Source organism: Peptoniphilus lacrimalis DSM 7455 (genome assembly GCF_000378725.1).
Classification (GTDB): Bacteria; Bacillota; Clostridia; order Tissierellales; family Peptoniphilaceae; genus Peptoniphilus_A; species Peptoniphilus_A lacrimalis.
Map to the genome: position 1 here is coordinate 1 of NZ_KB900368.1, position 26,457 is coordinate 26,457.

Below are 26,457 nucleotides of genomic sequence, written 5' to 3' on the forward strand. Positions count from 1 at the left end.
CATATAGGTAGCACCGTCCACCTCTGAACAGCTTTCGTGTCTGATGTTAATATCAGTCTTACGGCTACTCTCTGCCGACTTCACCGAGCTTTTGACAATGAAATAGTCTAATATTCATTGCCAATCGGAGTATCAGTGTAGGCATTTCAGGGCGTTACCCCGTCATTCTACCTATCAGATTGCCAGTTCTCCTAAGTTTTGAACTTTCAGTCCTTCGACTTAGTGCATAAGCTTTTCACTTATGAACGTGTCGCACGGTTGTCATTCCCATAACCTTCCATCAGGTTGATAACACCCCATGCTCCAAGCCCTGCACCAATTGCTGTAACTAATATTTTTAATACATTTACTGCTTGTGTAAAAAATTCCATTTATATTTCCTCCTCTTTTTCTTCTTTTTCAATTTTATTTATGTGCTTTACTATAAAATTTTTAAATGTCTTGTCTTCTTTTTTTGTTTCCTTAAAATATCCAAAAATATGGATGTATTCTCCACTTTTAAATTCCTTCACACTTTTTGCCTTTTCTCCGTAGAGATTACAGTAGATATATTCTTTTTTAACCTTTCCTTCTTCTTTGTTCTTTCTAACTATTGTGAAGTTAGCTACTTCTTTTTCTCCTTCCTTTGTATCTATTGCAGTTGTTTTTATTTCTCCTACTAGATTTCCATTAATATTTAGCATTTCTCTTTCCATTTGTTCTATCTCCTTTATTCCATAAAAAAAACGATAGTTTTCTCTATCGCTTCTACTTCTAATTCATTAATATTTCATTTTTTCTGTATCTTATTTTTTCGGCTCATCTCGTATATATTTCATTCTTCCTCCTTTGGGCATAAAAAAACACCGAAATGTTTTTTTCGGTGTAAATTTCTCTATTTAATTTTATGGTTTTAGTAATTCTTTCCAGTTTTCTATAAAGCCAACATGCCTTAGTTCAATATTTTCATATCTTGCTATTAGTTCCGTTAGATCATGATAAAATTTTTTGTAATTTTCTTCTTCAGAAACTATTTTAAGATTTACTAATGTAGCAAATATTGTGTTGTTTGAAATATTCTTTTTTAAATATTCTTTATATAGCTTTGGTGATTTTGTAAGCTTTGCTCCATATAGCCTGCCATAATGGGCACATATATTTCTTATATAGGCAAAATTTTCTATCCAAGATTCAAAGTAATGGTAGTCTGTATGAAAGACTTTTGCAATTTTACTTTTATCTTCATTTTTCATATTTTTATACATTTTAGATAAAGTTCCAAAACTTGCTACTTCTATCACTGCATATAGCGGAATTTCTCCACCTTCATAATTGTCTTTAAAGTTTTTTATAAATGGTGAGCGTCTATTTCTTTTTGTTTCTCTTTCTAAATCATTTAATGCTTCTTTATATCTGTTTTTATATTTTCCCACATTTGACAAATCTTTGTAACCAAAATTCCCATATTTTAAAGAAAAATAGTTTGTGATAACTGCTCTTAAAGAAACTTCAATATGTTCTATTATTTCAAATATGAGTTGTCTAAGTTCTCTATCAAATTTATATAAACTTACAATATCTTCAAAACTTATTCCTGATATATATCTTCCATCTTTTTTTAATGTGATACTGTAAGCTTTAATTAGCCTGTAATAGGATATTCTTCCAAGAATTTTCTTAGCATAAGTTTTATCTTTTACTAAAAGTCCTAAGTCTATTAAGTTTTTTACTTGATTTTCTATAGTAATCGGTTCTTGGTGGATTTTTTTCATTTTTTCTCCTAAAATCAAATGACCCGACTTGGTCCGCATTGTTAAGAGGCGTGTCGGGTGCTGTTGAAATTATTATATGTTATAAAATATTTTTTGTCAAGTATTTTCTTTTAATCTTTCCTAAATATCTATCTTACTTCTTATTTAATTTTAAATTTATTCATCTAATATTTCAACTACCATACTCTCTTTTAACTTAACCTCATCTTTTCTCTGTAGGTATTTCTCTATGTCAAATATATTTCTCTTATCATAATCTTCAAGGAACTTATAATTCTTATGTTTTGTAATATCAAACTTATCAGATAAGAAAGGTCTTACTCCTCTTAGCTGGTATATACACTTACCACCGTCCATTACAGTTATTTCATCTTGACTCATAAGTTCCTTCCCAGTTTTTTGATAATTTAGTCCAAAACTCTTTTGATTCGATCTTGTTTCTGATGTGTTATATAGGTCTATGGTTTCTTTGCCTAGGCTTTCAGATAATTCTTTTAATGTTGTTCTTTCTTTGCCTCCTAAAAATAACGTCGAATCACAATTGCCAACTATGGTATCGGCATTATCTTTATAGATACTTTTTAGTTGTGATTGTGCTTGTAATATTATACAAGCTGATATTTCTCTACTTCTAATAGTTGCAATAAGCTTTTCAAATTTAGGAATTAAGCCAATATTTGCAAACTCGTCAAGTAGGCATCTCACATGAATAGGAAGTCTTCCGCCGTATTCGTCATCTGCTTTATCACATAATAGATTAAATAATTGTGAGTACATTATTGATACTACAAAGTTAAATGTATCATCTGTATCCGATATTATTACGAATAAAGCTGTTTTCTTTTCTCCAAGTGTATCAAGCTCCAGTTCATCTTCTTTCATTAAGTCCCTAAGTTCCTGAATATCAAATGGAGCAAGCCTTGCTCCACAGGATATAAGGATTGATTTGGCAGTTTTTCCTGCTGCAAGTTTGTATTTCTTGTATTGCTTTACTGCGAAATGGTTTGGCTTTTCTTTTTCTAATGCTTCAAACATATAGTCTACTGCATTTTTAAAATTTTCATCTTCTTCTCTTACCTCACTTGCATCTATCATAGCAAGTAGAGTTGTAAAGTTCTGTTCTTCTTTAGGAGCTTCATACCAGATATATCCTATAAGTGCTGTGTAATAGAGTTTTTCAGCTTTCACCCAAAAATCCTCAGTTGATTTTTCTCCTTCTCCCTTAGTATTTGCAATTATTGTTTGTACTAATTTCAAAATATCTTTTTCACTTTTCAAGTATGCAAAGGGATTATATCTCATGGATTTTTTAAAGTTTATTGTGTTTAGTATTTTTATCTCATATCCATTTCTTTCCAACATTTTCCCACATTCTAGGACTAATGTTCCTTTTGGGAAGATTTGTCAAGGACATAAATAAAATTTCTTTGACAAATTTATATCTTCTCTGTTTCTCTCTTGATTAGCTTTAGTATTTTATCCTTGTATGTTTCTCCTGTACCTTGCTTAAAATGTAGGTTTACAGTATATTTTGTCTTTCCAATATCCATCATTAACTGTTTATTAGGTGGTGTTTTTATTTCTCTTTTTTCTTCTTCCATAAGTCCTCCTTTCCGTTTTTTAGGCAAAGAAAAAACAGTAAACCTTTTTTGATTTACTGTTTTGGTGATTAGCGATAATCCTCTGGTGCAAATAGCTCATTACTATTTGCCTCTGTGTTTTTGTTTGCGTTTTTCTTGTTTTAATTCAAATTTTCTTTGTTTCTCCAACTCTCTTCTTTTTCTAATTTTGGTTTTTCTTTCCAATTTCATTTCTTCTCTTTGTTGCTGCAATGCCAATTGAGATTTTGTACCTATCCCTACTTGTTTACTTTGTTTTCTTGCCTCTCTTTGCAATCTTTTAGGATTAGCATTTCCTTTTTTAACCTCAACTTCTATATTTGAACTAAATTTTAAATTACTATAATTTTTCAAAATAAAATCGTATACTTCATAATCTTTAGGTTCTGCTCCAAACACCACTCTGCATACCGATAATTTATTTTCTTCTATACGCTCAAAAACACCTACCCAAAAAGGATCATCAAAAAAAACCGTTAATTGCCCTGTTATTTTTTCCATAACAAACCCTCCTTAATGCTCTATCAAAGAATGGACAACCCGGAGGGGAAGGTTACTTACCTAAGGAAATAATTACTTAGACGACTGGGCTACCTACCAGTTCTAATACATTTTACATAAATGTATATTGCGTTTTTATCTTTGAACTAAATTTATTATTTATTATATCACTTTTCAGCTTGATTTTATAGTTCTAATTCATTCCTCCTTACCTGTGTCAGTCCTCTGTTTTCTTGTTGCAATTTATCTATACAGTTCCTGGCACTTTCAGCCTGTTCAACCTCTTTTCGTATATCTATGATTTGAGAATACAGACTATCTTTTTCTTTCTTCAAGGCTTTTACCTCCGATTTCCATTTAGATATATTTAAGGTCTTGCTTTCTCTTAAATGCTCTTTGAGATATTTCTTTGCACTTTCAAATAAAATAATCTCTGCCGTATGCTCGTTATAAAAATCTTCCTGTTTTATTTTCTTTAACTTTGCATAGGCTTTGTAGATGTCCTTGTACTTCAAATATTTTTCTGACTGGTCGATGAGTTGTGTTTTTTCATCAATCTTTTTCTCGGTATCTTTTAAGGCTCTTGTGGTCTTATAATTCTTATCTCTTAGGGTAACTATATTTTCTTTAAGCTCAGATAATGAAGTGATATTTTTTTCTTTGAGTAATTGATAACTCTCAATATATTTCTCTAAATCTGCATTATTGTTATCTGCATTTTTACGGGTAAGATTTTCAAAGATTGATTGCAAATTTTCTTTGAGTGGAAGAGTGGACTTTGTATTTTTATTTTCTATTTTTTCCTTTTTTCCAATTCCCCTTATCCAATTTAGCAATACTTTTATTCTTCGTGCAATTTCTCTTAATAGCTTATTCTGATGTTTGATTTCTCGGTTGATATTTCCTCTGTCGGTAGCTATGCCTTTCTTTTCCATTTGACTTGCTGATACTCCTAAATGAATAGTAGGTATTTGCTCTATCCCCTGTCTTTGATAAGAACGGTGGTCGACTTTTTCCTGTATGCTGTTTTCTTCCAAATATTTGTTTGTAATATCTGCCCATGCTTTTCGCCACTCTTCTGCTTTGTCTTGATCGTTCCAATCAACTGTATTGATTTTTTTTGTTTTATAGTTCCCGTTTTTGAGTTTTATTTTCTCGCCATTTTCATCAAGGATATATTCTTTTTTTGATTTTGCTCCCCATGTCTTATTTTCGTTTAATGGTCTCATAGTTAATAATATGTGAGCGTGTGGGTTTCCATCATTTTTATCGTGTAGGGCAATATCTGCACACATACCAACTTTCACAAAATTTTCTTTTACATATTCTCGTACAAGATTTATCTGTTTTTCTCGATTTAATTCTTTGGGTAAGGCGATTTCTATTTCTCTTGCAAGCTGTGAATTTTTACTTTTTTCTATTTTCTCTACACTGTTCCATAATGTTCCTCTGTCTGAAAATTCCTGTGGTGCATTTTGTGGTAATAGAATTTCTGTATGTGCTATTCCGCCTTTTCTTGTAAAGTCATGGACTATTCCGTCATACTCGTTTTTTATCTTTTCACCACTTCTATAGGCGGAAGCTGCTACTGCACTTTTGCCTTTGCCTCTTGAAATAATCTTTATACTAAGATGATATATAGCCACAAGAAAAACCTCCTCTCTTTTTTGATGTGAGTATGATGGCGATGATAAAGACTTACTAAAAGAAATCGGATTTCTTTTTATCCGATTTCTTTTAGTAAGTACACAAGGGGTAGGAAATTTATTTCCGTAGGGGAGTGTAGCTCCCCTGTATCAGCGTTAGCTGATATGCCCTCTGCAAGAGCCTTCGGAGAACGCACACACCCTTTAGGGTGTATAAGTGCGCCCTTGTAAACAAGGGACTATTCCTTTGTGTTCATTTCTTCCTCTTGTGTTTCTATAATTTTGTTTTCGATTTGTTCTCGCTTTTCTATGATTTTTAGAATTTTTTGATTAACTGCTTCTTTGATATTTTGGAATGTGATTAGCTGATAAAATTCGTCTTTGCTAAAATCCTTGCTTTCTGTAAAGATACTTTCAAAGACTGCTCCTTTTTCATAAAGCCTTTTATCTCTCTTTTTTCTTTCTTCCTGTTTCTGCTGACTGATGAGTTTTTTTCTCTTGTTTTGTAACTGCTTAATTTCTTCTTCTGCCATTAAAATTTTTTCATCTATGTTTTTCATTTTCTTTGTCCTTTCTTCTAAAATCTGAGCAACAAAAAAACAGTAAACCATTTTTGATTTACTGTTTCTGTGTTAGTCTTTTTCTAAACTTTGATTGTTTATTTCATTTATAATTGTATGATTTTATTGGCTATATCTTCTACAAATCGCTTATCGTGTTCCACAAATATGAGTGTAGGCTTTGCTTCTTTTATAATTTCCTCAATCTGTATTCTTGATATTACATCTATATAATTCAGTGGTTCGTCCCAAACAAATATATGAGCTGGCTTTGATAAACTTACAGCAATCAAAACTTTCTTTTTTTGTCCATCGCTATAGTTCTTCATATCCATTTCAAATAATTCTCTTACAAAATCTAATTTCCTAAGAATTGTTTTGCACAATGTTTCATCAACACCTTGCTTATGAATATACTCATTTAGGCTACCTGTTAAATTAGATGTATCTTGAGGAATATACGATATTTTTAAATTACTTGCCGATTTTATTTCACCAATATACTCATGATGTAACCCTAATAAAATTTTAATCAAGGTTGATTTTCCACTACCATTTTGACCATATATAGCCACTATATCGCCTTGTTTTATCTCGAAACTTACATTGCTTAATATCTGTCTCTCTCCATAGCATGATGATAAATTGCTAACCGATATTAGAGGATTTTTATGATGATGTAATGAATGCAATAATAAACTTTCCTTTGTTTCAATATCTTTTAGTAAACTCTGTTTTTCTTCTATTGCCTTGTTTTGTCTATTCTCCAAATTCTTAGATTTTTTCATCATCTTGGCTGATTGATGACCTATATGTCCTTTGTCTGGTTTTACACCTGATACTTTCACACCATTTTTAGTATTTTCAATTTTATCAGACCAAATTTGACTTTGTCTTGCAGCCTCTTTTAATCGTTTAATATCTTTTCTTAATCTCTCATTTTGACTAATTTCAAATTGGTCTTTCATCACTTTGTTTTCATACCATGATGTAAAATTTCCCGATTGGACATCAATAGAATTCCTGTTAATAGAAATAACATGATTGATACAACCATCTAAAAAATCTCTATCATGAGATATAAGCAAAAATCCTTTTTTACTTTTCAGATATTCACTTACAATTTTTCTTCCGTCCATATCTAAATGGTTTGTTGGTTCATCAATAAGTAAAAAGCCATCTTCTCTTGTAAACAAAATAGCTAAAAGGATTTTTGTTTGTTCTCCTTTAGAAAGCGTTTCAAACTCTCTGTAAACAAGGTTCTCATCTACATTTAGCAAATTAAGTTCTCTAAATAATTTCCATTCTTCCTCATCTGATATTAGTTCTTTATATAACTCAATTCCTAATTTTGAAGTATCGCTTATATTTGGTGGAAATTTAATAAATTCAACATCCTTGCTTATTTTACCTTGATAAGTTTCTTGATTTAAAAGTAACTTAAATAGAGTTGATTTACCAATTCCATTTCTTCCTATCAATCCTATTTTCCAGTTTGTATCAAAGGAAAACGATACATTTTCAAATATAGGTTTTACATATCCATAATATGAGAAAGTGAGGTTTTCAATTTTAATTGCCGACATAAACCCCCCCTCACAATCCTATTTCGTTTAATATTATACCATTTTTAAGCCATTTTTTCTATATCAGCTTTCTGTGGTACTTGACAGTTGCCTATAAAGTTAAAGTAAACATCAACTTGTTGTTTTCTGTCTTTCCCTTTTCTTCCTCCTGTTGCTTCATGGACTACAACTTTTTCTATATACTCATTTATCATTGGTACTGTCAGTTCTTCAATATCGGTATATTTTTCTATCATCTTTAAGAATTTATCAGTATCAACTTTTCTCTGATGATAACTTTCTATTTCATCTTCAAAATACTGTATTTGATTTTCTAAGTCTTGTTGCTCCGTATCATAGATATTAAATAATCTATCAAAGTGTTTTACAGGAATTTTCCCAAGTGCATGGTCTTCATATAGTTTTGTAATAAGGGTTGTCAGTTCTTCATTTCTTGATGACAGTTTTTCTAACTTTTCTTTATCTCCTTGATACTTTTCTTCTCTTTTTTCATCAGATAACTTGTTCATCACTTTTAGAAATTCTTGCTTCTCCTCTTTTGCAAAATCTGTGATTTCTTTGATTGATTTTAAGAGAATTTCATTCACTGTTTTTACTTTGATGTAGTGCATACTGCAAGAGCCTTTTCTATGTCTGTAATGTTGGCATACAAAGCAATAATCACAATCATATTTCTTTTCTTTATGTTCTGCCGGCTCTCTGTAACTTAGCTTACCGCCACAATCGGAACAGATTAAAAGTCCTGTAAATGGGTGTGAGGTTGTTCCGTACTTTGGACTTCTTCTTACTGTCTTTCTTAATCTTTGGGCGTTATTCCATGTTTCTTCATCAATGATGGCTTCATGGGTGTTTTTGAATATAATGAGTTCATCTTCTTTCGCCTTTCTGCGTTTCTTGGTTTTGTAATCAAGACATATTGTTTTACCAAGTACGGTGTGTCCCATATATTCTTGCTTTTCTAAGATATAGCTTACTGTGGTTGGTGTCCAAAAATACGGGTCTTCTATTCCTCTTTTCTTGGAACTGTGGTTATTTTCAGGATAGTGTATTTCTGCATAGGCTGATGGGATAAGGACTTTATCTTTGGTTAGTATATCTGCTATCTGTGTTACGCCATATCCCTCTATTACAAGCCTATAAATGCGTTTTACGACCTTTGCACTCTCTTTATCGACAAGTAGCTCCTGTTTGTTCTTAGGGTTTCTATAATAGCCGTATGGAACGCTTGGAGATACTCTTTTACCCTCTTCCATTCTTGCTCTGAAGATAGATTGTATTTTTCTTGAGGTATCTCTTGCATACCATTCGTTCATAATGTTTAGAAATGGGGTAAAGTCGCTTTCTGCTTGTTTTTCACTGTCTATTCCGTTATTGATAGCGATAAACCTTACTCCCTTTTCTTTGAACAGTATTTCGGTGTAAAAGCCTACTTTGAGATAATCTCTGCCAAACCTACTCATATCTTTTACTATCACAGTAGATACTTTGTTTTCTTCTACTGCTTTTATCATCTTTTGAAATCCCTCTCTATCAAAGGTTGTTCCGCTTACTCCATCATCAGTATAGTGATAAATATTTATAAAGCCGTTTCTTTTGGCATAGCTTTCAAGTAGCTGCTTTTGATTGGTGATGGAATTACTTTCTCCTTGCATTTCATCATCACGACTTAAACGCTCATAAAGGGCTGTTTGTCCTGTTCCTTTCATATTTGACATGAGAATTACCTCCTTTCCAAGTTCTTATTATTTTCTCTGTCCCTAAGAGGTTAATCCTTTTGGATCGGTCACTACATATGAAGAGTGCATTTGCATGAGATTTGGCTTTACAAAGAACCTTGTTTTACCACTACCAGAACCTCCAATTACCAATACATTTTTATTTCTAGCATATTTTGGATTTTTAGGTCTATTGTTCATGGTAAGTCTTTCTGTTTGAGTTAGTAGCACATTGTTTTCAAACTTCTTGTCAATGTATGGCTCAATATCTTTTTCATTTCCCCATCTTGCCGATCCATATTCTCTGCCCTCTCTAAACTTTTTTGCTTTTTTCTTTTTCTGTATAAGGATTAACTTAATAACTACTGATAGAATTAGACCGGGTATCAGGTTTTTTATTTTTAATGATGGAATATATTTTAAAGTATCTATTTGACTAAAAGCCACTAGAATTCTATCTATTATATCTCCTCCTACATAAGAGTTGACATGGCTTGCAAAGATATTTCCTATATAAAAAAATAAGAGGTAAGGAAAATTTTCTAATACAAATTTCTTCTTATCTCTTATCTTAAAAACATTTTTTATATCTTTTATTATTTCATTTAGTATTTTCGAATCAATCACTTCCTCTCCATAAAAAAGAGTAGATTTCTCTACCCATTAGCATCTTATTTATCTTTTTTATATCTTATTACTGGAACTTGTTTTATTTTTTTACCTATCTTTTTTCTTTCCAAGACAAAAATCATATTTTCATTTCTTTTAAAATATCCTAAATCTTTATGATAGCTTATACCACACTTGCAATGTAATAGACCTATAAACTGTTGTCTCATCTTTGAGTTACATATAGGACATATTCTTTTATTTGTCATTTTGAACCACCATTATACTTATATTTTACTTTCAAAGGTATTTTTTAGTTTCTTTCCTAATGCTTCTGCTCTCATTTTTTATCTATAGATAAGAGAAATTCTTCTACTGGATGATTCCAATCTTCTTTTTCATAGTATTCAACAATAAAGCTATTCATGCCTTCTCATCATATATATTATATATCCAAGTGTTTTTATTATAAACTTTGTTCCTGATGCTTATGTTTAACCTTATCTCTGTCAATAGTATCTTTGACTTTATCCTTGAAGTTATTAAGCCTTTCTATTAAAGATTTTCTTTTTCTTGACTTATCTTTAGTAAATTTCTGGACTGTCTTTTTAAAAGCTTGTTCCATTACTTTTATATCTTTTGCTTGAAAAAAGATAATGTTGTTTCCATTTTCTAAATCTTTCTTTATGGAAAATTTCACCCCATATCTTTTTAATTCTTTTTTCAATGCTTTTAAGTCTATGTCATTTAATTCTAAGGTTTCTACTTTACCTTTTTTTACAAGGTCTTTTACTTTTACTTTTTTAAATTTTTCTAAGGGTCTTGACTGTTCTGTCTGCGCTTTATGTTTATTTATTTCTAATATTTTCTTCATCAAATTTATAACTTGCTTGGCTGTTACTATACTTGCTTTTTTTACTATGGCTATTGTTCTGCTATTTATATCATCATTTTGCATTCACTCACCTACTTTCATTCTTTTTTTAATATTTCATAGGCTAATTTTGATTTATCCTTCATTTTTTCTATTCTTCTATTTTCTCCTGTAAATATAATGGGACTGCATATTTCAAGTATCCTTGAGTAAATTCTTTTATCTTTTATAGTTTCAGGATTAGTTAAAGCTGATATATTTAAGTTTGTTGTTATAATTAGAGGTTTCCCACTTCTATATCTACTATCTATTATGTTAAAGATATGCTCAGCTGCAAAATCTGTATCTCTTTCCATTCCAAAATCATCAATAATTAATAGTTTCTTATGATTTAGGTTATCTATATACTTACTTTTATCAATCTCAAAGTTAGTCATATCATTTAAAATTACAGAAAAATTTGTCATTTTGACTGATATTTCTTTTTCTAGTAAAGCATTTGCTATAGCACTTGCAAGGTATGTTTTTCCACATCCCACATTCCCTGTGAGAATTAACCCTATATTATTTTCATATATTTCATCAAATTTTTCCACATAGTTTTTTGCTACTTTTTCATGCTCACTATCTTTGTCCATATTTTTAAAATTCCAATTTAATAGGATAGGATCAGAAAAACACTCTTTTTTTAAGTGTTCAATTTTTAAAAGTCTTTTATTTTCTTTTCTTTTTTCTTCCTCTAATTTTTGTCTTTCTTTTTCACATTGACATAAAATACCAACTTTTTTTATTTCTCCAAAGAAGTCTATTTCTTTTTCAATTGGTGTTTTACATTTTGCACAATATTTTAATCCTGTTTCTTGATCTATATAACTCCTATTTTCTTCATCTTTTGATGGACTATTTGTCTCTACATTTTTTATTTTCTGTTCTAAGATTTCTTTTATTAATTCCATATGCGCCTCTCCTATCAAGTATTTAAAAATTCTCTCCAGATATCCTCATCATTACTATAGTCATAATTTTCTCTTTTCTGCTCTTCTCTCTTTATGACTTCTATGTTTCTAATATTTTCATCTGCATTGTATAAGAGAGTCAGTAGATAGGCATTAATGTTTCTAATATCCTTTGGAGCATTTTCTCTTAGGTATTTCAAAACATAGTCTATGTGTTTATAGTTAAGACTTAGAAATCTTTCTTTAAAATTTTCATTGGATATATGCCTCCCTCCTATTTTAATCTTTGTAAAGCTAGTTAAGGCTTTTACAAGTACATTTATCATTACATCTACTTGCTTCTTTTCTTCTATTCTTACTTTTTCAAAGGTTTCATAAGATATATTCTTTTTTATAGTTTCTTTTAATTCTTCCTCCTCCAAAGTTTTTTTCAATTTTTCTCCTGGATTTCCTAAGGGGGATATGGGGGTGGTATTATTAAAATCAGTATTATTAGTTTCAGTATTATTAATATTAGTATTATTAGAGTCCTCTTTTGAAACTTCTTGAGGTTTGTTTTCTAAACTTCCTGAAGTTTGTTTTTTAAACTTCTTGAGGTTTGCTTTTGAAACTTCTGTAGTTTTATTATTTTCTGTGTAAATAAAGTTCTTTACATAGAGTAAATTTGGCTTTCCAAGTCCTAACCTCTTTTTTTCTAATAATCCTATCTCTTCAATTTCTTTCATTACTTTGACCGATTTATTTCTCCCCCAATTTAATACTTCCATAATTTCTTCTATGGTATAGATGATGTATACCTTGTTTTCTTCATCTAACCATTTATTCTTAATTGACAAGCTCATTCTATCGAGTAGAATTCCATAAAGAATTTTTGCTTCTACGGATAGTTTTTTAAAATTTAAGTCGGTAAATAAAGTTTTGGGAATCCTAAAAAATGAATATTGTTCTGCTTCATTGCCATAATAGTATTCAAATTTAACTATTTCTTTCATAATAACCCCCTTTCTTTTCATATAAAAAGAGATAGCTTTGATTTTGCTATCTCTTTTTCATCGTTTTAATCTATTTATTTTTATATTTAAATTACTTTTATTTTTTCATTCACCCCTTCTATCACTTCTATAATAAAATATCCTAGCACTGGTAAACCATAAGGACTAAAAAGATATGCTAGTATAATTGCCTCTATAGCAAGTGCTTTTTCTCCATGATAAACAGATCCTAAAAATCCCATAATAGCGATAAATGAAATCAGTTTGAAAAATATTGTGCTGAGTCCTAATACAAAAGTTAAAAATAGAGTGATGATACTTAACGCTAGACTAATAGGAAACAATATGATTTTGAAAAAAACTCTAAATATTATCATATTCTCTTCAATCCTTATTACTTATGTTTTCTTTTCTTTTTTGTTAATTTAATAAAAAAGATGACAGACTTAATCCTAAATCGTCTTGTTTAAAAGTTTTGTGGAAGCCTTTAAACTTTGATTTTAATGGATTTATTGTATCTGTCATCATTATATCACTGTCCCCGCAACCGCTCCTACCACATAGAAGAATGCATTCCCCTTTTTTGATTTTCAAATTTATATCTTTTAATGAGTAATCAGATCCTCCCTTATACTTAAAACTTAATTCTCTAATTTCAATCATAAGTCCCACCCTGATACTTTCATAAATATTACTATTGATAAAATTAAAATCATAAGAATTAGAACACCAATATCATTTTTTCTAAACTTAATTAGGTGTCTACTTGTTTTTTGAACAGGAGCATCGAGTCCCCTTATAATGGCTGATTGAGAGAGCTCATCCCCAATTTCTATCACACTTACGAACAATGGCACAAAAAAATATTCCATAATTAATGTTGGTCTTCTTGTTAAATTGATTAAGTTAAAATTAATTCCTCGAGTTTTCATCGCCATATTTATATGACTCCATTCGTCTTTAATAGTAGGCAAACATCTAAATATTACAGAAATCATTATGAGCGAGTCTTTTGAAAGTTTTAATTTTTGTAAAGTTGCCACTGCACTGGAAACAGATGTTGAATTTAAAATCCATTTACCCACGATAATACATGGCAGAAATTTTCTTCCAATTGCCAAGATAAATAAAATTAAATTCAAAAGAAAATTCATATTAAAATAGGCTAAAGATTTTTCCAATACTACACTTATTACAAAAAATAAAATATACCTTATAGCGGATTTTTTATAACGATCGCTAATAATGATGACAAGGAAAAATAATGTAATAAGGCTTTGATAGATCCAATCAAACCCTAAAAAAATTAAAATATTCGCACCCATAAGCAAGATAAGTTTTGTTCTGAGGTCATATTTTGACCCCAGAACAAACTTTGAATTTTCCATTATAAAACTCCTGCGGATTCCAACTTTTTATTTAATATTTTTTTTGTAAAATAAGAACCAATCAAAGAGAATATAAATGTTCCTATAATCATAACTGGTAACATCCATATTGGTGTCCATGCTCTTACTGTGTTACAAAAGCTTTGATCTAAGCCACCTTTTATTACACTTTCAAAAAACGCTTCTCTCATAACCCAAATTGGTAAAAAGCCTCCAAATAAGTTTAGAGAAAAAAACATATGACTAATTGTATTTTTCTTAAAGTCTGTATAATTTCCACCTTTTGCTATGAACATAGCAATTATTCCGGCAGGCACTGCCACTAATGGTGCAATTGGAATATGCCCAGTTGCAACTAATAAAATACTTGGTAAAATAGCTGCGATTACAATAGCAGTAGCTGACTTTGTCTTTGCAAGAAGCATATGATAGGTTGGTGCAGCAAATAGTGCTACAAGCATAGGCATTAGTAAAAATAAAACAGGGACAGGCATAGATATTGCCCCAATGACTGCATATGTTACAAAGTAAAGTGCAATTAAAACACCGGCTGTAACTGCATTTTTTGATGATTTCTTTTGTGTTTTCATAAATTTCCTCCTTTAAAATTGATTGTTACTGTACAATCTTCCATTCTTTAGACTTTTCTTGATAATTCCATAAGTCTTTATATAGTCCTTCATTTTTAATAAGTTCTTCATGTTTCCCAACTTCTTCTACCTTTCCTTTGTTTAAAACAACAATTTTATCAGCTCCCATTACGCTCCTTAATTTATGAGCTACAACCACAACTGTTTTATTTTTAATTAAATTTGATATTGCTTCTTGTATAATAAGTTCATTTTCAGGATCAAGTGAAGATGTTGCTTCATCAAGTAGTATTATTGGTGCATTTTTTAATATTGCTCTCGCTATTGATATTCTTTGTTTCTCACCTCCAGACAGAGTCGCTCCTCCTTGTCCAATCATAGTGTCAAATCCATCATCTTTTTTGACTATAAAGTCATAAGCTCCTGCCATTTTTGCAGCATTCATGATTTCATCTTTACTTGCATCTTCATTTCCAAATTTTATATTGTTATAAATTGTGTCTTTAAAAAGATACACATCCTGAAAAACAACAGAAAATTTATCCATTAATTTATCAGGGTCGGCTGTTAGCAAATCTACTCCACCAATTTTAATTGTCCCTTCATTAGGATCATAAAATCTGGAAATTAATTTAATTAGTGTAGATTTTCCAGAGCCAGAGTAACCAACAAAAGCAGTTAATTCATTTTCATTAATGTCTAATGAAACATTATCGATAACCTTAGATTCCTTGTAAGAAAATGAAACATCGCAGATTTCAATTTTGTTGCTTTCGTTTACATCGGAATTTCCTGACATAGGTTTAGCCTTAAGTAAGTTAATGATTCTCTCTCCTGAAACTGATGCCATTTGTAGACCTGTATAATTTACAAGTGCAAGCTCCAAGGGATCAAAAATCCTTGTGCCTACAAATAAGAACATTAAAAATGTATCAATTTCCAAAGATCCATTTATAAATAAATAGGAACCAACTAAACTCATCAAAGGAAGTCCTATTCTTAAAATCATACTTGCTATAGTAGTTAATGAACCAACCCCTTTCTCACTCTTAATATTTGCGTCTCTCGAGTTATCTATATCTTCTTCAAGCTTTGTTAATGTATCATCTAAGCTGTTATAAGCTTTTAGAGTCTTAATAGCATCCAAATATTCGTTTATATCTTCTTCCTCTTTTATCCTCATTTTCTTTGTTTTCAAATAAATTTTTTTCTGAAAGTTTTGCATGAGTGTAAGAAGTAGAACAGAAATAGGCAATCCAATAAGAGTTGCTATTCCCATTTTTACATTAATTACCAAAAATAATATTGAGCAAAGAACCGCTACACATATACCACTGAAAAATTGAGGTAATTGATGAGTTACTGCCGTTTCAACTTTGAAAAAATCATTCATTAATGTATCTAAGATCTCTGCTGAGCTTTTCCCTGAGATATAACCTATTGGTAGTTTTCTTATGTGGTCTGCAAGCTCTATTCTCCCATCTGCACTTGTCTTGTAACCAAGTTCATAGGTATATTTTGTAGCTAAATTTTCCAATAAGAATGTTACAAAGAAAAATATTGCCATTATCCCAAAATACTTCCATAAAATGCTCGTATATATACTATCTGCACCTCTATTTAAAAATAGTGTTTCTACAATTTTCGCCAAAGCAATAAATGGTATAAGGTTTGAAATAGATGCCAAAACATTTAATATAATGGATTTTCTTATGTTATTCATCTTCCCTAAAGTAATATTTCTTATCATTCATTCTCACTCCCTTCTATATCCATTTGCCAAATATTTGTCTTCTTATAAATATCAAAGAGTCTCTTATATATTCCATCTGCAACGATTAAATCTTCATGCTTACCTCTTTCTGCAATTTTTCCATCAGATATTACTAAAATTTGATTTGCATGCTCTATGGTATTTAACCTATGAGCAATCATGATAACTGTCTTATCTTTAACCAATTCAGACAAAGCTTCCTGCATAAGATATTCATTTTCAGAATCAGCAAAACTTGTTGCTTCGTCTAATACTAATATTGGTGCGTCCTTTAAAATCGCTCTTGCTACGGCAATACGTTGTTTCTCTCCTCCAGATAAATAAGTTCCTTTACCCAAAACTGTGTCATATCCTTCAGGAAGTTTTATAATAAAATCATGACATCTTGCTTTTTTACATGCTTTTATGACATCTTCTTTTGTAGAGCCTGTTTTTGCCATAGCAACATTATTGAAGACTGTATCTGTGATAAGATCACTATCTTGAAAAACAAATGCTATCTTGTCCATTAAGGCGTTCATCGGAATATTTTTTATATTAACTCCACCGATTTTAATAGAGCCTTCTGAAGGATCATAAAATCTTGGTATTAGCGTTCCAATGGTAGATTTGCCTGCTCCCGAATAGCCAACTAATGCTGTAACTTCTCCTTGTTTAGCACAGAAGCTTATATTCTTTAAAACCTCTTCATCTCCATAAGAAAAGCTTACATTCTCGAATTCAAGATCATGACCTTTTATCTCTTCCTCGCTATTTTCAATTGCCAATTCTTTTTGATCTATAATTTCGTAGATTCTCAAAACAACTTCATTTAGTAAATTCATTCCTTCTGCAAAATCTCTAAGTTTTAATGCAGGTACGCTAATGGCAGGTGCAAGAATCAAATAGAAAATAAAAACTGTAGCAAAATCCAAGTTATTATTTCGTGACATTAAAAGTATTCCTACTGGAACTATGAATGTAGCAACAGATAAAATAAACATTCTAAATGAAACAAATCCCGGTCTTATCATTGATGTCATCGAACTTGTAAAGTCTCTATATTCTCCTACTGACTTTGAAAAAGTTTTAAATGATTTTGCTCCTGTTCCAAATATTTTCACTTCCGGCATACCTTTAACGTATTCAGTAGTTGCTGAATTAATTTGATCCAAAATCGCAAAGTTCTTCTCAAGTCCACCCGACTTTATAATCTTTGCCATGATTGCAATCTGAATTCCTAAACCAACAAATATAATTAACACAGTCGTAAGACCTAATATTAAATTTATCTTCAACATAACAATTATCATTGCTAAAATTAGTGCTAAAGTTGAAATTAAATTTGGTAATTGATGAGAAAAATATCCCTCAATTTGATTCATGTCCGATCCTAATACTTGCCTTATTTTTGACTTGTTGTCTCCGGTAAAAAAACCTAAAGGAAGATTCCCAATATGAAATAATATCTTCTTTTTTAAGTTAGCTATTAAAACATATGAAAACTTATGGCATAAAATACCGCCAATGTAAGTTAAGCAATATGACAATACCACTGCTGCAAGTCCATAGGTGCAGAACTGTATTGTACTTTGTTCTAATTTTCCATATAAAAATAGAGATTTTATGACTTTGTATATCACCAAAATTGGACAAATACTTAATAGCATACCAAGACTAACAAATAATATCCCTCCTACAAGTTGTCCTTTTTTTATTTCACTGTAGGAAATAATATCTTTGATTGATTTCTTCTTTTTCATCTAAAACATACCTCCTTACCGAACGAGTTCGTTCATTTGCCTTAAAACTAATACAAGGAAAACACCATTGATGTTTCCCTTGTAAAATACTTATATTTTATTTTTCTCTACTGAGGTCTTTGAAATAGTTCGCTTATTATTCCAAAGGCTTCACTTGAATTTGTTTTGTTTTCTCCCTTAATAATATAGTCATTATATATTGTTCCAACAGCTCCGTATAAAATAAAAGCTGCAAAACTTCTCACATTTTCTCTGTTTATTCCCATATTATTTTCTATTTTTTTATTTTCAATTCCTTCAATTATAAACTCTGAATAGACATCTATAAATTTTCCAATGTAATGAATTAATTCCCATAGCCTGTAAGAGTTATCTGTAATTGAATTCTCTTTCGAAAAATTATATCTTGTTGTAAATTGACCGATATCTTTTACTATAAGTTCTCTTACAATTTTTATTCTTTCTTCGTAATCCATTTCCTTATTTTGAAGTATATCCAACTTATTTTTTAGTTTTTCTTCAAAATATGTTTCCATACAAGCCAAGAAAATATCTTCTTTTGATTTGAAATAATAATAAAACATTCCCGGCGCTCCGTTAACTTCCGCGAGAATATCTCGCACAGAAACTTTCTCATATCCATCCTTTTCAAAAAGACTAGATGCTATATTTATAAGCTCCTGTTTTCTTTCTTCTGGATCTTTTACATTTCTCTTTGCCAAAACCTCACCACCTATTGACCGACACTCGTTCTTTAATAAAGGTTATCATTTTCTTATACTTTTGTCAATAGTGCCCTGAAATTATATTCTGAGTATGGTATAATTCATTTATTATAAATAAAACGCTTAACGCTTATAACTTTAATAGCAAGCACAGTAAGTGTACGGACACTTACGAAAAAATTAATGGAGCTAACCTTTATGGAATGCTCCATTTTTTTAATTTTTACCTTGTTAGGGAGAACCCTAAGACCCCGAAATATATTTTATAAAGGAGAATAAAATGGCAAATAGATTTAGAAATGAAAGAATAGAAATAAAATTAACTAAGGAAGAAAAGGAAGTTTTTGAAAATAAAATGAAGCTTGCAAATTGTAAAACAATGTCCCACTTTCTTAGAAAGTGCGTATTAGAAAAAGAAATTTATGTAGTAGATTTAGAACCATTTAGAGATCTTCAATGGCTACTTTCAAATGCAACAAATAATATAAACCAGATTGCAAAAGCTACTAATACAACTGGTGTTATTTACAAAAATGAAATTGAATCTATGAATAATCAGATAGAAAAATTATCAAGAGAAATATGGCAGATCCATTCCCTACTTCTTAATAAATCAAAAGAAAGTTCTGGTGACTAATATGGCAATTACAAAAATACATTCTATAAAATCAACTCTAAATTTGGCAATAGACTATATAACTAATAGTGAAAAAACCAATGAAAAAATCTTAGTACCTTCATTCAAATGTCATCCATCTACTGCCCATATTCAATTTATGAAAACACGAGAAGACAATGATACTAATGGAACAGTCCTAGCTAGACATTTAATACAATCTTTTCTGCCAGGAGAGGTTGATCCTATAAAAGCTCACGAAATTGGAATGGAATTATGTAATAAAATTTTAAAGGAAGATTATGAATTTGTTCTTGCAACTCATATAGATAGAGGGCATATCCACAACCATATTATTTTTAATAATGTCAATTACAAGACTGGTAAATGCTACCAATCTAATAAAAAAACTTACCATAAAATTAGGTATCAAAGTGACGAATTATGTAAAGAAAATAAGCTTTCAGTCATTGATGAATATTATGAAGCTTACAAAAGAAAATATAAAACTGCTGGTAAATCTTGGTATGAATATGACCAAAGCAAGAAAGGCACTTCCTGGAAGTCTAAACTGCAATTTGATATAGATAGAATGATTAATAAGTCTAACTCTTGGGAAGAGTTTTTAGAAAATATGGAGTCTCTTGATTATGAAATAAAGTTTGGTAAACACATAGCTTTTCGCCATAAAGATAAGCAAAGATTTACAAGATCGAAGACTATCGGAGAAGATTATACAGAAGATATATTGAAAGAAAGACTTAATGAAAACCTTCAACATACTCATCCCAAAGTCAAAAAAAAGTTAGAAAAGTAATTGATATTGAACAGAATGAAAAAACTAAAACTAGTAAAGGCTATAAGTTTTGGGCTAAGAAACATAACCTCAAAACAATGGCTGAATCTGTTATTGCTATACGTGAACTAGGAATTAACTCCAAACAGGAGTTAGAAATTTATATCGAAAAGTCTGCTGACGAAAGACAAAAATTACTTGATGAAATTCAAATAATCGAATCAAAAATGGACAGTCTTGCCGAAACAATGGAGCATGTTGAAACTATTAGAAAATATCGTTAGCACTACAAATATCATAAAGAGAATCCAAGTGACCAATCATTCTTAGAAGAGTATTCTTCTGAAATTCAGCTCTACATTGTTGCATCTAAAGCAATCTAAAAGGAACATGACTCAGTACTAAAGTCAAAAGAAATACTTCAACAACTTAATGAATTGCACGAAAAAAAGAATACCCTTATGCAAGAGTATTCTAATTCGAATGAGCTATTTTATGAGTTGGTTCAGTATAAAAAGAATTATGAGAATTATATGGACAAGGAAGCGGAGAGATAATCTCTACTTCCCTATCAAGATCTCTAAAATTGACATTGCTAATTTTCTAGATAGCTTGGGTGGAACTGCATTACCAATTTGAATGAAAGCCGATGTCCTAGAAGTTTCAAAATAATAATTGTCTGGGAATCCCTGTATTCTAGCAGCCTCTCTAACACTTATAGATCTGTTCTGTTTACTATCAGGGTGAATATAATAGTGTCCATCCTTAGAAATATGAGCAACAACTGTATGTGATACTGAATCTCCATCAATCGCCTTATATCTATCTAAAAAAGATTTAGTATTCGTATGTGTAATTAACTCTTCTGGTAGTTCATTATATTTGAGGTTTACACCATGTTTTTTGGCGTCAGAAACTAATTTATAAATTTTCAAATCATTTTCGTTATTTGGTCGACTAATATGTTGTGTCAAAACATCTGTCAAGATATCTCGATATTCTTTAGTAACTAATGAACTGTCTATCGATTTTGAATACTCATTTTTTTGTTCTCCTGCTTTTATATCAGGTAAATCCTCGAATAATTCTGTAATCGTGGGTGCTTGACACTTATACTGCCCTAATACTTCAAAAAAGTTTTTTTCTAAATTCAAATCTTTTCTAAAGCCTACTAAAAACAATCTCTCTCTTTTTTGTGCAATGCCATAGTCTTCTGTGTTTACAATCTGCCATTTTACGTTATATCCTGCGATGTCAAAAGATTCTAAAATAATAGGGAGCAAACGCCTATGATTAAAGTCCCTAAAGGATAATAATCCATTGACATTCTCAAAGATAAAAAACTTAGGTTTATACTTTTCTAAAAATTCAATATAATACTCATAAAGATAAATTCTTTCATCTGTTTCTTTTTTATGCTTGTTTTTACCTCTTCCAATTGTTGAATAAGCTTGACATGGAGGACCTCCAATTATGCCATCTAACGAATCTTCTCCTATTTTTTTATCTATATAATTAAAAATTTCCGTAATACTTTCATCGTTAATCTCATAATTTAAAACATCCTCAATAACATTTTCTGGAATTTCATTTAACAATTCTTTAAAAGTAATATTATCCTTTAAATACTCATTATATATTTCTAAGCTATCTAAATTTTTCAAATAGTAATAGACATTTCGTAGCTTTAGTGTAAGACAAGCAGCATAATCTTTTTCAATATGACATATAAACTTAAACTCATTATACCTAAAACCTTCACTTAGTCCTCCTCCGCCTGCAAATAAATCAATTACTCTCATCCTTCCACCTCTTCTTTACGATAATCAAGGATGGTTGTCCCAATTCTGGAAATATTATTTGCAACATTAATCTGAATTTCATTTACGTACTCTTTACTCAGATAAAAAGAATACATTTGATGACCTAGTTTTTCTACGTTACAAACATTGTACATAGAAACTATATAAGCTATATATTTGCCATTATGTAAATCTAAAAAGTTTACATTAGGCTTAAACAATTTATTTTTGTTTTTAAAATCATCTTCTACAATCAAGATTGGTAAATATAATACATCTTTCTTTTTCTTTTGTGCGAAATCACAATAAGGAGTTATTATAAGTTTTCCTATCTCAATTTTTAATCTTAATATATTTTCTAACACTTGACCTAAAGTTGAAGTGTCTAATGGTAATTCAACTTCAATCTCTTTAAAATGGTCTAATATTTTTGAATCGTTTTTTATTTCTAGATTAATGGGAGTTTGTAATAATTCTACTAAGTGATCTTTATCTTTCTGACCTTTACCTAATAAAGTTCCTAATTTAAAATAATTATATTTTAAGGATTCGGCGGGAGACAATTTTACCTTATTCAGATTTGTAATCGAAAAAAACTCTTCAATACGCTCTTGATTTTTAGAGGCTTCTTCTTCGCTTTCTTTATAAATTAAGCCAGGTAATCCTTCTTCTGGTTTTGAATCATAAAAGTTGTGTATTAATAGTCTAGAGTTAATTTCTTTCTTGAATTTATTGTCCAACTCATCATGTTCGCTTTGATAATCTATACGATTAACTGTAAGTTCATGCTCTAAAAATTTAGCGTGTATATTTAAAAATCCCTTACCAGATTTTTCATAATTAAAGGATTTGTCAAAAGAATTAAATGCTTGTCCTAAAACTTTCTCATAATATTTACTAAATTCATTCGGATTTTTTTTATTATCTAGACTATCGGATTTGAATATTCTCCAAAACATTGTTGACTGTTTTTGAAATATTTTTGTCAACTTCAAATAATAAAATATATTGGTATACTTTCCTTTAATACTTCTAATATATTGAATAATATCATCAACAGTCTTATTAATAACTACTGAATCCTGTTGTCCTGTTATTTTTGTCGCTGACAACATTTCGATATCTAAAGGAAAATTCTCATAATTACTGTATTTTTCACAAAGAATTTCAGAAAACTTTTCAAATTTATCCTTATGCTTTGTCCAGATTAATAAAAAAAATGGTCCTTTAATGTGCTCATTAAGAAACGCCACACTTTCTAAGGCATTACTAAAAGAATCTTGACTTTCAGACATATATAAATCTAATATAACTAACTGTATATTAGGGTCTATCTCAACCCCCATATCTAGTACATCTTTTCGATAATCAGTACTAATTGCTTGATTATTTAGATTGAAAATAATATCTTTTACTTCGTAAAAGTTGTCATCAATAATCAAGCATTTATTGATTATTAGCTCTTCTTGACTATTTTTTTTAATTGTCATCTTTGTCCTCCCTAGGGAAAATAAGTCGTACCTGAGCGCTTCCCTCCTTAATCGAAGAATTATTGCTGATTTCAAATTTACCATTTTGATTCTTCATAAGTTCTCCAACAATAAACAAACCTAATCCTAAACCTTCATTACCAGGTTTCTTCGTAACAAAAGGTTCTTTTAGGTATTCTAAATCTCCCTTAAAACCACTTCCATTATCTTCAAAAACAACTTCAATAAACCTATTTGTTTTCTTTGTAGAAACTTTTATTTTGTCATCTTGGCCCATTCTCCAATACAAAGAATTGTTAATTAAGTTGTCAAAAATTCTTATCAAAGAAGATTTATTAATTTTTATGTGTTCTCCCTGTGTCTCAGTGTAGTCCTCTAAAACTTGAACTTCATTTGCTCTAAACTTGTATCTTGCTCTATACATAATGTTTATTAATAGCTCATTCAAACAGTATATTTTTTTGCTCTTATCTCTAATTAAATCATTTTGTCTAATTACTAAATTATTCGTCTCATTTATTAGCTCTACCAAAGAATTTCCATAATCTTGATTTTCTATTAATTCTTTCATTCTTTCTAATTTTTTTTCTAAGTCATGCATTATACTAAGATAGTCCATTACCTCAATAGACGTATTAAGCATGACATCTTTTATAAAATTAAGCTGTTTTCTAACTAAAAAAAGTCCGTCATGTAGCTCTTTTTTATCTTCTTCATTTATTTCCGCAATAGAATCAATTTTTTGAGAAAGAGTATCAATTGTGTCATCATAATCAATTGTTACTTTTGGATCTCCTAAATATTTTTTAATTAAATACTTTACATCTTCTACTTTTGAAGAAAACTCAAAAACTACACTTTGAATTATTTTCTTAAATTGTTGATACCCTGCATTAGCTATAAAGCCCTCACGATTCGTCTTTTCTTCTAAAATGACAGAATCATTTCTATTCAAATATACATTTCCAACCAATACATTGTTGCTCAAAAACCTTCCTGGTCGATTTACTCTTCTTGAATCTAACTCAAGCCAATCTATTCCTAGTTCACCGTAATTGTAGACTCTTTGACCATCTCTATATACTCTAACCCCACCATTCTGTTTTACTACTTGCTTTAATGGTGTAATTTTTTTTAATGGCGAAAATTTATTTACCAGAGCAGAAAAATCATAAGCAAAAAGCTCAACTTCAATTTCACCTAAATCTATATCTCTTTTAGCTAATGGAGTCGCTCCTCGTTTATCAATGTCAGTAATAATATCTTTTCCGCTCTCTATTCGATCGCCTTTCTTGACTACATCCATCCCTTCATAAGGATGGAAACTGAAAGTATAAATATATTCCATAGAAGAAGTGTCTATTTTTAGTTTCATACGAAACAAAGAGTAATTTAGATACTCTTCCAATCTCTTTGTTTCTTCTAATTCTTTATTCGGATATTTTTCATTAAATAATTTTATTTCAAATATATCATCATTTTGTTCTTTCTTTATCTTTTGAATTTTTTCTTTGTTAAAAATAAGCTCATTGTTTTCTAACATTAAATAAGACTTATTCAGCGATGTTAATTTTGAACATTCTAACTGAATTTTTTCAACCAAAGCTTCATCCCATTCTTCCAACAAATCAGTAATAACAATTATAGTTCCATGATCTCCTAATAATTCATTTATATTTTTATTTATTATTGTAGGCTCTAAATTTACTGAGATATCCTGTAAATTTTCTCCTCTTTCAAATTCATTAAAATTAATTTTCAGATAAGAACTTTCTAAAGATGTCTTTGTATAAATTTCAACTATATTACCAATCCTATTTAAAGCAAATCTTCCAATCCCTTTTTCACCGATTTTTCTTCTGCCCTTATTTGTAAATGGTTTTTTTATTTTATTATCAGTACCTATCCTTAACCAATTATTCTCTAGTCCATCATAAGACATACCTGTACCATTATCATGAAATATCAGTTTGTTTTCTTCAATTCTAATATGACAAAAAGATGCATCTGCATCATATGAATTTTTAATTACTTCCGAAACAGCCAAAGTCACACTTTCAATCGATTCTCGACCTATTTGAAAAATTGTTCTGGCATCTATAGTAAAGTTACTCATTAATCTCCCTCCTTTACAACACCTGTTACTTATTAAGGGGTTCATCAATATTCCTTACGCAACCTTATAGTTACATATCAAACTTTATTGATATTTCAATTTTTTATAGACTCATTAATTTCAATACACTCCATAATTTCTGATATATCACATTCCAATGTATTACAAATCTTCAGCAATGTTTCTGTATTAACATTCTCATCATTTTTAAGCTTATAAAAAGTACTTCTGCTAATTCCTAATTTACTGATTAGATCTTTATGCTTTATTTCTCTATCAATAAGAAGTTTCCATAATTTTTTATAACTTAGTTTCATAATTATCTCCCACTTATTTTCAGTCACGATTTAAAGTTTATTATACCATACTTTAGTTTTCTATTTCACATAAAAGTGTTGACTATAGCTTTAGAATGTCTTAACTGTCAAGACATATGTTACACATTCCGATCAAGATGCATCTGACACAGTTGTCTTTTTTCCGGAGGTCTTCTAACAGACACTTGCTTTCGACTTGTCAAGGGCGAAGAGTGAGCAAGGGGAGCGTCCCTTGACCTGGAGAAAGGAAGTGACTATCCTTCTCGCCTGGAAAATGCATTAGCCTAAGCGA

At 30.1% G+C, this 26,457-nt stretch carries 25 protein-coding genes and 3 pseudogenes; 2 read left to right on the forward strand and 26 right to left on the reverse strand.

Features of this window, described 5'->3' with window-relative positions:
- Positions 1-239 precede the first annotated feature (239 nt).
- The 22 genes and pseudogenes from F594_RS09465 to F594_RS0101525 all read right to left on the reverse strand — a co-directional run bounded on the left by F594_RS09465 (position 240) and on the right by F594_RS0101525 (position 19,025).
- Positions 240-371 (reverse strand): Maff2 family mobile element protein, encoded by a 132-nt coding sequence (locus F594_RS09465; protein ID WP_000394212.1) that lies wholly within the window; start codon positions 369-371, stop codon positions 240-242.
- Complete coding sequence (locus F594_RS0101420; protein ID WP_002838912.1) at positions 372-695, reverse strand: hypothetical protein; 324 nt, start codon at positions 693-695, stop codon at positions 372-374. It lies immediately after the preceding gene.
- 189 nt (positions 696-884) lie between these two features.
- On the reverse strand, positions 885-1,751 hold the full coding sequence (locus F594_RS0101425; RefSeq protein ID WP_019034306.1) for an Abi family protein: 867 nt from the start codon (positions 1,749-1,751) through the stop codon (positions 885-887).
- 156 nt (positions 1,752-1,907) lie between these two features.
- Positions 1,908-3,146 (reverse strand): annotated as a pseudogene (locus F594_RS09165) (VirD4-like conjugal transfer protein, CD1115 family); the annotation flags it as partial.
- A 41-nt stretch (positions 3,147-3,187) separates the two neighbouring features.
- Positions 3,188-3,352 (reverse strand): transposon-encoded TnpW family protein, encoded by a 165-nt coding sequence (locus F594_RS0101435; RefSeq protein WP_019034308.1) that lies wholly within the window; start codon positions 3,350-3,352, stop codon positions 3,188-3,190.
- 102 nt (positions 3,353-3,454) lie between these two features.
- Complete coding sequence (locus F594_RS0101440) at positions 3,455-3,871, reverse strand: YjdF family protein (protein WP_019034309.1); 417 nt, start codon at positions 3,869-3,871, stop codon at positions 3,455-3,457.
- 185 nt (positions 3,872-4,056) lie between these two features.
- Positions 4,057-5,517: a MobQ family relaxase gene (mobQ, locus tag F594_RS0101445; protein WP_019034310.1), complete on the reverse strand. Its 1,461-nt coding sequence runs from the start codon at positions 5,515-5,517 to the stop codon at positions 4,057-4,059.
- Between the two features lie 239 nt (positions 5,518-5,756).
- Complete coding sequence (locus F594_RS0101450; protein WP_026302280.1) at positions 5,757-6,077, reverse strand: DUF3847 domain-containing protein; 321 nt, start codon at positions 6,075-6,077, stop codon at positions 5,757-5,759.
- A 107-nt stretch (positions 6,078-6,184) separates the two neighbouring features.
- Positions 6,185-7,663 carry an Lsa family ABC-F type ribosomal protection protein gene (locus tag F594_RS0101455; protein WP_019034312.1) on the reverse strand — a complete coding sequence of 493 codons (1,479 nt, stop codon included), beginning with the start codon at positions 7,661-7,663 and terminating at the stop codon, positions 6,185-6,187.
- A gap of 44 nt (positions 7,664-7,707) precedes the next feature.
- The gene (locus F594_RS0101460) at positions 7,708-9,378 is read right to left on the reverse strand and encodes a recombinase family protein (protein ID WP_019034313.1); all 1,671 of its coding nucleotides are present in this window, start codon (positions 9,376-9,378) and stop codon (positions 7,708-7,710) included.
- A 54-nt stretch (positions 9,379-9,432) separates the two neighbouring features.
- Positions 9,433-10,005 (reverse strand): annotated as a pseudogene (locus tag F594_RS0101465) (type IV secretory system conjugative DNA transfer family protein); the annotation flags it as partial.
- A gap of 44 nt (positions 10,006-10,049) precedes the next feature.
- Positions 10,050-10,256 carry a hypothetical protein gene (locus tag F594_RS0101470; RefSeq protein WP_019034315.1) on the reverse strand — a complete coding sequence of 69 codons (207 nt, stop codon included), beginning with the start codon at positions 10,254-10,256 and terminating at the stop codon, positions 10,050-10,052.
- A 197-nt stretch (positions 10,257-10,453) separates the two neighbouring features.
- Positions 10,454-10,945, reverse strand: coding sequence for a PcfB family protein (locus F594_RS0101480; protein WP_004829707.1), 492 nt, complete (start codon positions 10,943-10,945; stop codon positions 10,454-10,456).
- Positions 10,946-10,959: 14 nt separating this feature from the next.
- On the reverse strand, positions 10,960-11,817 hold the full coding sequence (locus F594_RS0101485) for an ATP-binding protein (protein WP_019034316.1): 858 nt from the start codon (positions 11,815-11,817) through the stop codon (positions 10,960-10,962).
- Positions 11,818-11,831: 14 nt separating this feature from the next.
- Positions 11,832-12,809 carry a replication initiator protein A gene (locus tag F594_RS0101490; protein ID WP_019034317.1) on the reverse strand — a complete coding sequence of 326 codons (978 nt, stop codon included), beginning with the start codon at positions 12,807-12,809 and terminating at the stop codon, positions 11,832-11,834.
- Positions 12,810-12,895: 86 nt separating this feature from the next.
- Complete coding sequence (locus F594_RS0101495; RefSeq protein WP_019034318.1) at positions 12,896-13,186, reverse strand: CD1845 family protein; 291 nt, start codon at positions 13,184-13,186, stop codon at positions 12,896-12,898.
- 43 nt (positions 13,187-13,229) lie between these two features.
- Positions 13,230-13,472, reverse strand: a complete 243-nt coding sequence (locus F594_RS0101500) for a P-loop NTPase family protein (protein ID WP_019034319.1) — start codon at positions 13,470-13,472, stop codon at positions 13,230-13,232.
- Positions 13,469-14,197 carry an energy-coupling factor transporter transmembrane component T gene (locus tag F594_RS0101505; RefSeq protein ID WP_019034320.1) on the reverse strand — a complete coding sequence of 243 codons (729 nt, stop codon included), beginning with the start codon at positions 14,195-14,197 and terminating at the stop codon, positions 13,469-13,471. Before F594_RS0101505 ends, F594_RS0101500 begins: the two co-directional genes overlap by 4 nt.
- On the reverse strand, positions 14,197-14,787 hold the full coding sequence (locus F594_RS0101510; RefSeq protein WP_019034321.1) for an MptD family putative ECF transporter S component: 591 nt from the start codon (positions 14,785-14,787) through the stop codon (positions 14,197-14,199). Before F594_RS0101510 ends, F594_RS0101505 begins: the two co-directional genes overlap by 1 nt.
- A 25-nt stretch (positions 14,788-14,812) precedes the next feature.
- The gene (locus tag F594_RS0101515) at positions 14,813-16,537 is read right to left on the reverse strand and encodes an ABC transporter ATP-binding protein (protein ID WP_019034322.1); all 1,725 of its coding nucleotides are present in this window, start codon (positions 16,535-16,537) and stop codon (positions 14,813-14,815) included.
- Positions 16,534-18,303 carry an ABC transporter ATP-binding protein gene (locus tag F594_RS0101520; RefSeq protein WP_019034323.1) on the reverse strand — a complete coding sequence of 590 codons (1,770 nt, stop codon included), beginning with the start codon at positions 18,301-18,303 and terminating at the stop codon, positions 16,534-16,536. Before F594_RS0101520 ends, F594_RS0101515 begins: the two co-directional genes overlap by 4 nt.
- 107 nt (positions 18,304-18,410) lie before the next feature.
- Positions 18,411-19,025, reverse strand: coding sequence for a TetR/AcrR family transcriptional regulator (locus F594_RS0101525; RefSeq protein ID WP_019034324.1), 615 nt, complete (start codon positions 19,023-19,025; stop codon positions 18,411-18,413).
- Positions 19,026-19,308: 283 nt separating this feature from the next.
- Between F594_RS0101525 and F594_RS0101530 the strand changes: the two genes are divergently transcribed.
- Positions 19,309-19,665, forward strand: coding sequence for a plasmid mobilization protein (locus F594_RS0101530; RefSeq protein WP_019034325.1), 357 nt, complete (start codon positions 19,309-19,311; stop codon positions 19,663-19,665).
- Between the two features lies 1 nt (position 19,666).
- A pseudogene (locus F594_RS09470) lies at positions 19,667-20,997 on the forward strand (relaxase/mobilization nuclease domain-containing protein).
- A 3-nt stretch (positions 20,998-21,000) separates the two neighbouring features.
- On the opposite strand, the gene F594_RS0101545 reads toward F594_RS09470, so the two are convergent.
- From F594_RS0101545 to F594_RS0101560, 4 genes are all read right to left on the reverse strand, one after another.
- On the reverse strand, positions 21,001-22,242 hold the full coding sequence (locus F594_RS0101545) for a DNA cytosine methyltransferase (protein WP_019034328.1): 1,242 nt from the start codon (positions 22,240-22,242) through the stop codon (positions 21,001-21,003).
- Complete coding sequence (locus F594_RS0101550; protein WP_019034329.1) at positions 22,239-23,732, reverse strand: hypothetical protein; 1,494 nt, start codon at positions 23,730-23,732, stop codon at positions 22,239-22,241. Before F594_RS0101550 ends, F594_RS0101545 begins: the two co-directional genes overlap by 4 nt.
- Positions 23,722-25,848, reverse strand: a complete 2,127-nt coding sequence (locus tag F594_RS0101555; protein WP_019034330.1) for a sensor histidine kinase — start codon at positions 25,846-25,848, stop codon at positions 23,722-23,724. The genes F594_RS0101550 and F594_RS0101555 overlap by 11 nt, the downstream gene beginning before the upstream one ends.
- Before the next feature lie 95 nt (positions 25,849-25,943).
- A complete protein-coding gene (locus F594_RS0101560; RefSeq protein ID WP_019034331.1) occupies positions 25,944-26,165 on the reverse strand; it encodes a helix-turn-helix domain-containing protein in 222 nt (73 codons plus the stop codon).
- Between the last annotated feature and the right edge of the window lie 292 nt (positions 26,166-26,457).

Excerpts from the sequence above, each read along its gene's own strand:
- F594_RS0101440 (WP_019034309.1), bottom strand. The coding sequence starts at position 3,871 with ATGGAAAAAATAACAGGGCAATTAACGGTTTTTTTTGATGATCCTTTT.
- F594_RS0101545 (WP_019034328.1), bottom strand. The coding sequence starts at position 22,242 with ATGAGAGTAATTGATTTATTTGCAGGCGGAGGAGGACTAAGTGAAGGT.
- F594_RS0101485 (WP_019034316.1), bottom strand. The coding sequence starts at position 11,817 with ATGGAATTAATAAAAGAAATCTTAGAACAGAAAATAAAAAATGTAGAG.
- F594_RS0101495 (WP_019034318.1), bottom strand. The coding sequence starts at position 13,186 with ATGATAATATTTAGAGTTTTTTTCAAAATCATATTGTTTCCTATTAGT.
- F594_RS0101555 (WP_019034330.1), bottom strand. The coding sequence starts at position 25,848 with ATGAGTAACTTTACTATAGATGCCAGAACAATTTTTCAAATAGGTCGA.
- F594_RS0101455 (WP_019034312.1), bottom strand. The coding sequence starts at position 7,663 with ATGTCGGCAATTAAAATTGAAAACCTCACTTTCTCATATTATGGATAT.
- F594_RS0101560 (WP_019034331.1), bottom strand. The coding sequence starts at position 26,165 with ATGAAACTAAGTTATAAAAAATTATGGAAACTTCTTATTGATAGAGAA.
- F594_RS0101550 (WP_019034329.1), bottom strand. The coding sequence starts at position 23,732 with ATGACAATTAAAAAAAATAGTCAAGAAGAGCTAATAATCAATAAATGC.
- F594_RS0101435 (WP_019034308.1), bottom strand. The coding sequence starts at position 3,352 with ATGGAAGAAGAAAAAAGAGAAATAAAAACACCACCTAATAAACAGTTA.
- F594_RS0101490 (WP_019034317.1), bottom strand. The coding sequence starts at position 12,809 with ATGAAAGAAATAGTTAAATTTGAATACTATTATGGCAATGAAGCAGAA.
- F594_RS0101480 (WP_004829707.1), bottom strand. The coding sequence starts at position 10,945 with ATGCAAAATGATGATATAAATAGCAGAACAATAGCCATAGTAAAAAAA.
- F594_RS0101470 (WP_019034315.1), bottom strand. The coding sequence starts at position 10,256 with ATGACAAATAAAAGAATATGTCCTATATGTAACTCAAAGATGAGACAA.
- F594_RS09465 (WP_000394212.1), bottom strand. The coding sequence starts at position 371 with ATGGAATTTTTTACACAAGCAGTAAATGTATTAAAAATATTAGTTACA.
- F594_RS0101520 (WP_019034323.1), bottom strand. The coding sequence starts at position 18,303 with ATGAAAAAGAAGAAATCAATCAAAGATATTATTTCCTACAGTGAAATA.
- F594_RS0101460 (WP_019034313.1), bottom strand. The coding sequence starts at position 9,378 with ATGTCAAATATGAAAGGAACAGGACAAACAGCCCTTTATGAGCGTTTA.
- F594_RS0101515 (WP_019034322.1), bottom strand. The coding sequence starts at position 16,537 with ATGATAAGAAATATTACTTTAGGGAAGATGAATAACATAAGAAAATCC.
- F594_RS0101425 (WP_019034306.1), bottom strand. The coding sequence starts at position 1,751 with ATGAAAAAAATCCACCAAGAACCGATTACTATAGAAAATCAAGTAAAA.
- F594_RS0101530 (WP_019034325.1), top strand. The coding sequence starts at position 19,309 with ATGGCAAATAGATTTAGAAATGAAAGAATAGAAATAAAATTAACTAAG.
- F594_RS0101450 (WP_026302280.1), bottom strand. The coding sequence starts at position 6,077 with ATGAAAAACATAGATGAAAAAATTTTAATGGCAGAAGAAGAAATTAAG.
- F594_RS0101420 (WP_002838912.1), bottom strand. The coding sequence starts at position 695 with ATGGAAAGAGAAATGCTAAATATTAATGGAAATCTAGTAGGAGAAATA.
- F594_RS0101510 (WP_019034321.1), bottom strand. The coding sequence starts at position 14,787 with ATGAAAACACAAAAGAAATCATCAAAAAATGCAGTTACAGCCGGTGTT.
- F594_RS0101500 (WP_019034319.1), bottom strand. The coding sequence starts at position 13,472 with ATGATTGAAATTAGAGAATTAAGTTTTAAGTATAAGGGAGGATCTGAT.
- F594_RS0101505 (WP_019034320.1), bottom strand. The coding sequence starts at position 14,197 with ATGGAAAATTCAAAGTTTGTTCTGGGGTCAAAATATGACCTCAGAACA.